Annotated in this window: 6 protein-coding genes; 4 read left to right on the forward strand and 2 right to left on the reverse strand. The window is 56.1% G+C overall.

What is annotated here, in order from left to right; genetic code table 11:
• From D8U18_RS10370 to D8U18_RS10385, 3 genes are all read left to right on the forward strand, one after another.
• Positions 1–773 (forward strand): LysR substrate-binding domain-containing protein (locus D8U18_RS10370; RefSeq protein WP_131107580.1); only part of this gene is annotated, 773 nt, incomplete at its 5' end.
• A 206-nt stretch (positions 774–979) separates the two neighbouring features.
• Complete coding sequence (locus D8U18_RS10375; RefSeq protein ID WP_007980992.1) at positions 980–1,381, forward strand: MerR family DNA-binding transcriptional regulator; 402 nt, start codon at positions 980–982, stop codon at positions 1,379–1,381.
• 148 nt (positions 1,382–1,529) lie between these two features.
• Positions 1,530–2,429 carry a hydroxymethylglutaryl-CoA lyase gene (locus D8U18_RS10385; protein ID WP_056854646.1) on the forward strand — a complete coding sequence of 300 codons (900 nt, stop codon included), beginning with the start codon at positions 1,530–1,532 and terminating at the stop codon, positions 2,427–2,429.
• A 639-nt stretch (positions 2,430–3,068) separates the two neighbouring features.
• Here the strand turns inward: D8U18_RS10385 and D8U18_RS10395 are convergent.
• Both D8U18_RS10395 and D8U18_RS10400 read right to left on the reverse strand, forming a co-directional pair.
• Entirely contained in the window at positions 3,069–8,240 is a 5,172-nt protein-coding gene (locus D8U18_RS10395) for a DUF6543 domain-containing protein (RefSeq protein ID WP_131107581.1), read from the reverse strand.
• Positions 8,241–8,472: 232 nt separating this feature from the next.
• Positions 8,473–10,164 (reverse strand): AMP-binding protein, encoded by a 1,692-nt coding sequence (locus tag D8U18_RS10400; RefSeq protein ID WP_130904284.1) that lies wholly within the window; start codon positions 10,162–10,164, stop codon positions 8,473–8,475.
• A gap of 330 nt (positions 10,165–10,494) precedes the next feature.
• Here D8U18_RS10400 and D8U18_RS29020 point away from each other — a divergent pair.
• The coding region (locus D8U18_RS29020) for a hypothetical protein (RefSeq protein WP_241664315.1) at positions 10,495–10,573 on the forward strand (79 nt) is incomplete at its 3' end.

A 10,573-nucleotide genomic window follows, 5' to 3' on the forward strand; every position in this document is an offset into this window, starting at 1 on the left:
TCGTGCGCACCGCCCAAGGCATGGTGCCCACGCCGATGGCGCAGAACATCATCGGGCCGGTGCGCAACGCCCTGTCGCTGCTGCGCATCTCCGTACAGGAAAGCCGCATTTTCAACCCGCAACAGGCGAACAAGACCTACCGCATCAGCATGACCGACCTCACCGAAGCGGTGATCCTGCCACCGCTGTTCCAGCGCCTGCGTCGCCTGGCACCAACGGTGATCATCGAAAGCTTCCTGTCCAAACGCCGGGAAACCACCAAGGAACTGGCGGCCGGTCGTCTTGATTTCGCGGTGGACGCCCCACTGAACACCGACCCCCAGGTACGCCACGTCAAGTTGATGGAAGATCACTACGTCTGCGCCATGCGCAAGGGCCACCCACTGGCTGGCAAGGAAAAACTGACGCTCGATGAGTATCTGGGCCTGACCCATATCCATATCTCCAGCCGTCGCAGCGGCCTGGGCTATGTCGACCTGGCCCTCGGCAAAATGGGCATCCAGCGCAAAATCGCCCTGCGCTCGCAACATTACCTGATGGCATCACAGGTGATGCAGCAGACCGACATGGTCATGACGGTGCCGGAACGCTTCGCCCGACGTAACGATCTGCAGGCCTTCAACTTGCCGGTCAACGGTGTACCGCCAGTGGAAACCCACCTCTATTGGCACGAAAGCACCGACCAGGACCCGGCCAACCGCTGGATGCGCGAGCAGATGATCGAGTTGTGCCAGCAGGTGACGGCGCAGGAGAAAAAGCTTGAAAAAGTGTAGGGCTTGATTCCGAGGTGCCTCATCGCGAGCAGGCTCGCTCCTACATTCGATTTTCATTGAACACAATTCTCGTGCTCAACACAGATCCCCCTGTAGGAGCGAGCCTGCTCGCGATGGGGCCAGCAAGGACAGTGAAAAAACCTGCCCCTTGACGTAAACGTCAACCTGCCATTAGCTTAGCGCCATGACCTTTTGCGAGCGCCTCCATGAGCAGCCAGACCTACAGCATTTCCGATCTCGCCCGTGAGCTCGATATCACCACCCGCGCCATTCGCTTTTATGAAGAGCAAGGCCTGCTCAGTCCCGAGCGCCGTGGCCAGGAACGCATTTATTCGCCCCGTGACAAGGTCAGCCTGAAACTGATCCTGCGGGGCAAGCGTATCGGCTTCTCGCTGGCCGAATGCCGCGAACTGATCGAGCTCTACGACCCGTCCAGCGGTAACACCAAGCAATTGCACAGCATGCTGGCGAAAATCAGCGAGCGTCGGGAACAGCTGGAGCAGCAGTTACTGGACATCGAACAGATGAAGCTGGAGCTTGATACCGCCGAAGAACGCTGCGTGCAGGCGTTGGAGCAAACCCTCAAAAGCCAGGAATCGATTCAATAACCCGCCACAATTCCCTGTGGGAGCGGGCTTGCCCGCGATAAGGGCATGACATTAAACATTGATGCTGACTGATCCTCCGTCATCGCGGGCAAGCCCGCTCCCACAGGATCGTTGTAGCCTCAAAACAAATACAACAGGTCGAATCCCCATGTCCCTTCCCTCCAACGTACGCCTGGTCGAAGTCGGCCCCCGCGACGGTCTGCAAAACGAAGCCCAACCCATCAGCGTCGCCGACAAGGTGCAACTGGTCGACGCCCTCACGGCTGCAGGCCTGGGCTATATAGAAGTCGGCAGTTTCGTTTCGCCCAAGTGGGTGCCACAGATGGCCGGTTCCGCTGAGGTTTTCGCCCGGATCCAGCGCAAGCCGGGCGTTACCTACGGCGCCCTCGCGCCCAACCTGCGCGGTTTTGAAGACGCCATGGCCAGCGGAGTGAAGGAAGTCGCGGTGTTCGCGGCAGCCTCCGAAGCGTTTTCCCAACGCAACATCAATTGCTCGATCAGCGAAAGCCTGGAGCGTTTCGTGCCGATCATGGAGGCGGCCAGGCAACACGGCGTGACCGTGCGCGGATACGTGTCCTGCGTGCTGGGCTGCCCCTATGAAGGCCATGTGGCGCCGGAGCAGGTCGCTTTGGTAGCCCGCGAGCTCTACGCCATGGGCTGCTATGAAGTATCGCTGGGCGACACCATCGGCACCGGCACCGCTGGCGCGACTCGCCGAATGTTCGAAGTGGTGTCGGCCGATGTGCCAAGGGACAGACTGGCCGGGCATTTCCACGACACTTACGGCCAGGCCATGGCCAACATATACGCCAGCCTGCTGGAAGGCATCTCTGTGTTCGACAGCTCCATCGCCGGTCTCGGTGGCTGCCCGTATGCCAAGGGCGCCAGCGGTAACGTCGCTACCGAGGATGTGGTGTACCTGCTCAATGGCTTGGGTATCGAAACCGGAATTGACCTGGACGCGTTGATCCTGGCCGGCCAGCAGATTTGCTCTGTGCTTGGGCGCCCTACAGGTTCGCGAGTGGCCAAAGCTCGCAGCGCACAATGAGTGGGGGGAATGTGTCCGGGTGTTACCGCAACAGCTGAAGCGTGGGCACATTCGAGTAACACGGAAACAAAATGTAGGGATCAGCCTGAAGCGAAAAATCTTACATAAAACTCAAACTATTGATTTTAAAGGGTTTTCAAAAATTGGCACGGCTCCTGCTATCTCTATCGCACAACAAGAATAAAAAAATTGCGGCAACCCTAATAAAAACAAGACGTAACGACTCTGACATAACAAAAACAACACGGCAGAGACGCAGCTAACAGATTTTTTTGGAGAAGATGTGCTTTTCAGGGTGCTTTTCGGAGTAACCCGCAACCGGGCAGAGAAAAATAAAACTACCTTCAGGTAGCTCCCGAACTGGTTGGATCGCTTGGCGAGAAAGTAGATCAGCGCTCAAAAAAATACGTTTGCTCTTGATCCCGGATGGGGATCGCCAAAAACAGCGGTAAAGGGCAACGGTTGCCAAAAACAAAAACAGACCGCCCCTCAATAATAAAAAAAGAGCACGCGCAACGAAAATTAAAGGGGAGCTTCGGCTCCCCTTTGTGCTTTTCAGCACAATGCAACCTTGTCTGAAGCACCGGCAAAACACGCCCGGGCTCACTTCGAACAATCCATCACTTGAATCTTTATTGCCTAGTCGCGATTCCTGACCCCTTTGGCGCGCGTTAATGCGTCGCGTGTCAACTGGCGCAGCAGTTCGTCGCGTTGATAACCCAGCTTGTTGAGAAGTTCGCTGGAGCGCGTTTGCGAGATGGGCTCAGTGCTCAATATCTCGGCTTGGGTAACACCAAGATCACTCAGCTCCAGGGCCAGCGTCTCCAGACGGCTCTTGAGTTGCGCGTTGCTTTCAGGCGCCTGATGCTGTGCGTTTATCCAATCGTCATGAGCCGACAGCAAATCATCAAGCGATTCGTACTGTTGGTCATAACGTTCACTGTAAGCCTGTAATTGAGTGCTGTACTGTTCCTTCAAACAGTTTTCCCAGTAGGGTTCAAGCAACATCTTGTTGACCAGGCCGTCACCCTCCCCCATGGCCAGCACCGTCTCTTGGGCAGCAGCAATCTGGGCTTGGGTGACCAACGCCTGTCGGCGGTATGTCATGTGCTCGGATAACCAGGGCAAATCCAGAGCGTCTGCGAGCCGGGTGTGATAGGCGAGATAGATTTCTACCTCAAGCAAACCTCGTCTTTCAGGCACGCCATCGACCATCTGCCCTCTGAAGTGCTGCCCCAACCCGCCTTCTGCAACCGGCTTGATGCGGTGGGCAATATCGCCCTTGATGACTTCGTCGAGATGTTTACGACGCGCTGCGCCTTTGGCCAACACCGCCTGCTTGAGCTCCCGTTGCTCGGGCAGGAAGTATCGATTGTGCTCCGACGCCAGCACCTCGATCCCCATATCATTGAAGATTCCCGCGCCCCCATCCGCACACAGCCCTGGAAAGCTCGCGTTCTTGAACAATCGATCGCGTAACACATCATCATAGGAAACGGCTTCGAGCATGCGCCAGACCCGACGAGTAAGGTCGTCCCGATTGTCCTCATAAGCCTCTTGGTCTTCGATCGTCTCGAAATGCTCGGATTCCTCCAGCTGCTTCACCTCGAAAAAACCTTGGGAGCCATGCTCACGTTCAACGCTATCCCAGAGTTCCTGGAGTTCTGGCTGTTCGGCGACGTCGACCTCCTCCAGCCAGAAACTGCTGTCCCCCTTGGGCTCGTAAGTGCGTTCAGGGTCCAGCCCGACTGATTCCCTGTAGTCTGCAAAACGCGCCTGATCATCGAACTCGAGCTTTTTACGATCGAGCCTGGTGCGAGCAATGGTTTCTGCTTTGGCGGAGCCCGGTGCAACTTCGGGTATGTGTTTGATCGCGGTGTTGTTCAATTCCAACCGGAATGACTGATCACGGGGACTGGCAAAGAGACCGACCGGCCAGTCTTGTACACCGGTGCCACTGAGGTCGAGTTCTCGCAGATCCGGCATCTGGCTGATGTCCGGCACAGCCGTCAACTGCGGGTTGCCGTTGAGGCGCAACTCCCGTAATCGCCGCAATTCCCTGAGCTGAGCCACGTCTTGCGCAGACAGTGCAATTTGGTTTGAGGAAAGATCCAGATGTTGCAGGTTACGCAGTTTTGCGACGGCATCGGGCACCCTTTCGAGTTCATTGCCCGCCAAACCGAGCGCCTCGAGTTTGGGAAACAACTCCAGAAAAGCGTTGTGAGCCTGATTGAAATTGCGACCCGACAGATTCAGGCTGGTCACCTTACGGAAGTTAGCCGTCAACTGCGGAAACTCCAGCAACAGTAAATCCATCTCAACATTCGGCACCTGCAGCCTGACACCGAATCGCCGATCACCGGTTTCGTCCCTGAACACTCTGGACGGCGACTCCCAGGCCTTGAGCAGTTCGGTGCAAAACCGGCGACGCGTTTCAGGCCAGAAACCGCTGTCCCGGAATGATCTTTCCCACCCGTTCAATTGGCTTGCCAACTGCAGCTTCTCCTGTTCGAGCATTTCCAGGGTGATTGACGTATCGGTGCTCAAGGCCTGCACGACGGCGTTCAATTCCTCAGGGCTATGACCCGGATACAGCGCCCGCAGTCGTTGCTCCCTGACCCGGTCCTGATGCCATTTACTGATTTTGCTGTAGACCGGTCCCTTGAGTAAGCTGGCGTCCTCCAGGTCTGGCGTGATGCGCACAGGGGGTTCAGCCAGAGCGATTCGACGCTCAGTGGGCGGCAGCAACTTTTCCATCAGCCATTGTTTGAGCCGCGGCCCCTGGCCCGGACGCAAGCCCAACTGAGCCCTTTCTTGTGCCGGCAGCGCATATAAAATCGCCTCAAAAAAATCAGTGGCGTCCCGCAGCTTGCGACCTTGCGCATCACAGACTTCGTAAAGGCCGTTCTCGTCGCGCACCAAATGCTTGAGTGTGGAAGCCTTTTCAGCCCCCACGCTGTTGCGCAAAGGTCCATCCCAGGTGCCGGAGTGAATTTCGATTCGCAAATCAGCCAATGCATCGCTGTAGACGGCGAGCGCCCTGAGGTTCAGCTTTTCGGTTTCTGGCGTGAACAACGCATCCTGATAAAAGCCTTCGTAAGCACGGACGGCACGGGCTTCAAATTCGAGTTCGCGAGCGAGGTTCTTCAGCCGCAACGGCATCCGGCCTTCGTTGGTCATCACCGCTTGCTCGGTCGCGTCGGCACGCGCCAGCACTTGCTCGACGACGCTGCGCGGAAGGTTCGGAAACTCACGTTGCACAAGCCGGGAATTCGTATTGCCAGGTCGCTCGCGAAAACGATAGATATTATTGAACACACTGCCTCGCCTCCCCTCAACGTGATCAGCCAGTTGATTGCGCAGTTGTTGCACCTGTTGGTCCCGGGAGAACTCCCCTCCCAGCAGCGCCCTCAGTTCGCCCTCTTGGAGAAAATTCACCACGCGTTCCGGCAACTGTCCATTCATGACATCGGCCAGGCTGATCCTGAGGGTATTGTCCGCATTGGCATCGGCTTTTCCGTATTTGTGCGAGGGTCCGTTCAGGTCGGATTGTTGAAAGACCTCCAACGCTCTGTCACTCGGCCATCCGTCAAAATCGGTCACCAACTGTGCAAACCAGTTAGACGAAGGATCCATGGGTTGCCCCGCGCGAATCCGATCTTTGGTCAGATCGATGTCTTCCAGCACCTTGTAGCGTTTGATGGTGTCTTCCAGCAGAGGCGGCGCGGGCTCATTCCGGGTGTAGATCCTGCGCAATTCTCCTTCATCGGTGCCGCTGATGGCACGAATGTCCGCTAGCTCGCTGTCGCTGAATGGCGCAACCGTTGGCCCGAGTCGCCGCATCAGGGTTTGCTCATCCCAGGACCTGGGCTTTTCGCCCTCGATGACCAGTGCACCGTTTGCGTTATGCCTGACGACCGGTTGATAAGCCTCGGCTCGATCAGGGTGCTGCAATCGGTAGTGTCCTGTCTGGGGCTCATCCTTGAGTTCAAAATGCTTGCCATCGAGGGGCAGGATTTTCTTGTTTTGGTGACGATGCATCCCCAATTCGTCCGGTGTGGAATTTTCCGGCAGCGCCAGGTTGCGCTGGGTATAGGGATCCAGATCTGGATACCACAACTTTTTACCTTTCGGCGACTCGACAACAATGGCCTGTTCGATGACAGGCGAAAGCTTGGGGAGGATCAACTTCCCGATCTCTGCTCCCGCGGCAAACATCCCCAGTTGAACGACACTTTCCACCACCCCGACCAAATGTTCGGCGGCCTCGGTGCCCAGTCCCAGCGCCAGGTCCATGACGCCTTCGATGATGTCGCTGGTCAGTTGATAGGCGGTATACACCATCATCAACTCGCCTAGAAACGGCACAAACGGCGTTACCACCAGCAGCGCCACATTGAGCGCCTGGGAAGCTAACTTTTCCAGGTTGTCCCACCAGTCCCAGCGTGCCATCCGGTCAGCGTAGGCCGTGGATATCGCAATTTCGCGGGCGTCGTTGAGAACCCGGTTGATCGACATCCGATAGAGGTATGGCCAGACATTGCCATCAAAGCGATTTTCGGTGTCGGCCTCGAACGGGTGAAATTTATATTCCAGATTAGGCTGAGCGATGTCCTCTTCGCGCCAGGCAGGCTGCCCCTCACCCGGTTGCACTTCATGCCATTTAATCCCGCGCAGGCGATAATTGAGCAGTGCGAGAAAATGCCCTCGCTGCTTGTGCGGAACAAATTGAGTGAAGAAATGTTGATAACTTTCAGCCCGGGCAGGTTGCTGTATGGCGGAGGTCACGCTGAGCGCAGTGCCTTGCCGTCCAGGTGCAGGTTTGTCGCGAAACTGGCGAATCAACTCGCCGGTAAAGTCTGCTCCCGATGGGTACATTTTCAGTGGATGTTCGGGATCATGGGGAACGTAGGCAATGACAGGATCAAGATGGTTTGAGGAACGATCTGTGGCGCTAATGACGACAATCTGGCTCAGCACTACGCCGAGCATTTCCAGGTTGTAAGTGCTTATTCTCTTGCCAGCCCAATACACATTGCGCTGTTCGTTGATGATGCCCATGACCACCGCGTGGGCACTCTCATCAATGTCCCGTTTCATCAACGCGAGGTGCGCCGCAGTGCTCATTGCGGCTTTTTGACTTTTGATGATTTTCCGTTGAAGTATTCGCTCACCCAAGCCATCCAGAGGAAGCAACAAACTTCTGAGATATCGACTGTGCCTGGCGCCAATATCCAGATTTCGGCAAAGTTCCACAAACTGCGCAATCCCCATCGCCCCAAGCGTCGCGCCCTTTACATCAAAATGACCACGGGCGTCGGGAGAAGTGATGAACATCGAATCAGAGTGAAAAACTTCGGAACTTGCGAAGTTATGCAGTGCCGCATCCAACAAGGAAACTGTACGAATCTTGAAGCCGTGGACGATGTGTCCTTTGCGCCAATAAAGACGTACAAACGTCTGTTCGACGTCTTCTTCAATACCGTATCTGGATTTCAACCTGGCTTGGAGTAATCGTTTACCGAATGCATAGACATTCTCTTGGCTGGTGACGATTTCATCGATAGCGTTTTGTGAATCCCAGCTTTCTTTCAGAGCGCTGGCCACTGCCTGATGCTGGTCAGTAGATGCAGACTTGTACCATTGCGGAATCTCCAATCGGGCGTGTTTCAGAGCGCCGATTCTGTGCAGAGGGCTGCGCACCAACCACTCCGGCAGACTGTTTTCTATAAAGTCTATATGAATGCTCTTGTCGCCAATTACTTCGGGCTTTTCTTGCCAATTGCCCACGTCAGCCAATGTTTGTGTCATCGTATTTCCGCCTTGAATAAAATACCCAGGCAGAAAAATTACGCGCCTTCACGGCGCTAAAAAAGACTAAAAAACTGCAAGCACCCGAAGAAACAACCTTGAACAAAAACCATTAATCGAATGTGAAATATATATAGTTACCACCCTCTCGAAAACCACGGACTTGAAACCCGAAACGTCATCGGCAAACGGCACCGATGACGTTTCCAGCAATATTTTGATGCGCCCGTTTTCAAGGAATGGCCAATTCCTCAATGCTGATTTCGCGCATGCGGAATTTCTGGACTTTGCCGGTCACGGTCATTGGGAATTCGTCGACAAACTTGAAATACCGCGGGGTCTTGAAATGCGCGATGCGCGTCTTGCACCAGTCTTTCAGCTCTTCTTCGGTAGCGCTGTGCCCGGGGTGGAATTTGACCCAGGCGACTATCTCCTCGCCATAACGGGAACAAGGGATGCCGATGACCTGCACGTCGGCGATAGCCGGATGAGTGAAGAAAAATTCCTCCAGCTCTCGCGGATAAATGTTCTCGCCGCCGCGGATTATCATGTCCTTGTTACGTCCGGCGATGCACACGTAACCTTCGTCATTCATGCTCGCCAGATCGCCGGTGTGCATCCAGCCCGCCTGATCGATGGCTTCAGCGGTGCCTTGCGGATTGTTCCAATAGCCCAGCATCACGCTGTAGCCACGGGTGCACAACTCGCCAATGGTGCCGCGCGGAACCAGGTTGCCTGCTTCGTCGATAATCTTGCTTTCCAGCTGCGGTTGAGTGCGGCCGACGGTAGTGACGCGCAGTTCCAGGTCATCTGCAGGGCCGGTCTGCAACGACACCGGGCTGGTTTCCGTCATGCCGTAGGCAATCTGCACTTCGTTCATGTGCATGTCACTGATGACCCGGCGCATGACTTCGATCGGGCACGTCGCCCCGGCCATGATCCCGGTGCGCAGGCTCGACAGGTCGAACTCGGCACGCTGCGGCTGATCGAGCATGGCGATGAACATGGTCGGCACGCCGTACAGCGCCGTGGCGTTTTCTTCGGCGACGGTGCGCAGCGTCAACAGTGGATCAAACGCATCGTTGGGGTAGATCATCGTGCTGCCATGGGTGATGCAGCCGAGATTGCCCATGACCATGCCGAAGCAGTGATACAACGGCACCGGGATCACCAGGCGATCCGCGGCGCTCAGGCCCAGGCTCTCGCCGACCATGTAACCGTTGTTGAGAATGTTGTAGTGACTGAGAGTCGCACCCTTGGGAAAACCCGTCGTGCCAGAGGTGTACTGGATGTTGACCGCCTGATCGAAATGCAGGCTGTCCTGGCGCTCGCGCAGTTGCTCGGCCGACACACTGCCCGCCAGATCAGCCAGTTGCGACCACGGCAGGAAACCGCTGGGCGGCTGAGCATCCAGACTGATCACGCCGCGCAGCTCCGGCAGTTTTTCACAGCTGAGCTTACCGATGGATTGTTCAGCCAGTTCCGGCACCAGACCTTGCAACATCGCATGGTAGTCGGAGGTCTTGAACGCGCCGGCACACACCAGCCATTGGCAGCCTGATTGCTTTAATACGTATTCGAGTTCGGAACTGCGATAGGCAGGATTGATGTTGACCAGGATCACGCCGATTTTCGCCGTGGCGATCTGCGTGATGCACCATTGTGCACAGTTCGGCGCCCAGATGCCGAGGCGGTCACCGGCCTTCAGCCCCAATGCCAGCAATGCCCTGGCGTGCAGGTCCGCGGCGTCCGCCAGTTGTCGCCAGGTGTAGCGCAACTGTTGATGGCGCACGACCAGCGCCTCCCCGGCCGGGTACTGCGCGACCGTATTATCGAACGCCTGGCCGATGGTCATCGCCAGCAAGGCTTTGTCCTGGGAACCACGAGTGTAACTGCGTTGCGGGCTTACATTGGGTTGATCCATGACGACCCCTATTGTCTTTATTGTAGGAGCGAGGCTCATGCGGCGAAGGAGCTTGCTCCCGTTCGGCTGCGCAACAGTCGTGAAATCTGCAACCCGGTGCTTTCTGGCACACCTTGCCTGCCGATTTGCGACCGCTTGGCGCCCGAGCGGGAGCAAGCTCCCTCGCCACGGAAAAGCGACGCCGGTCTTTTCAGAACTGCCTCTACTCTCGCTCAAGTTGACGTTAACGTAAAGGGTGATTGACAGCCTTTCGTCACAGGCTTACGTTAACGTAAAGGTGAGAACCAAATGACAGTCTCATCAACCGACAAAAAAGCCAAAAGGTGACCCATGAGCTACCCATCCCTGAACTTCGCCCTCGGTGAAACCATCGACATGCTGCGCGATCAGGTTCAGTCCTTCGTCGCCA

It is taken from the genome of Pseudomonas sp. Sample_10, from assembly GCF_004321495.1.
In the GTDB taxonomy this organism is placed as follows: domain Bacteria; phylum Pseudomonadota; class Gammaproteobacteria; order Pseudomonadales; family Pseudomonadaceae; genus Aquipseudomonas.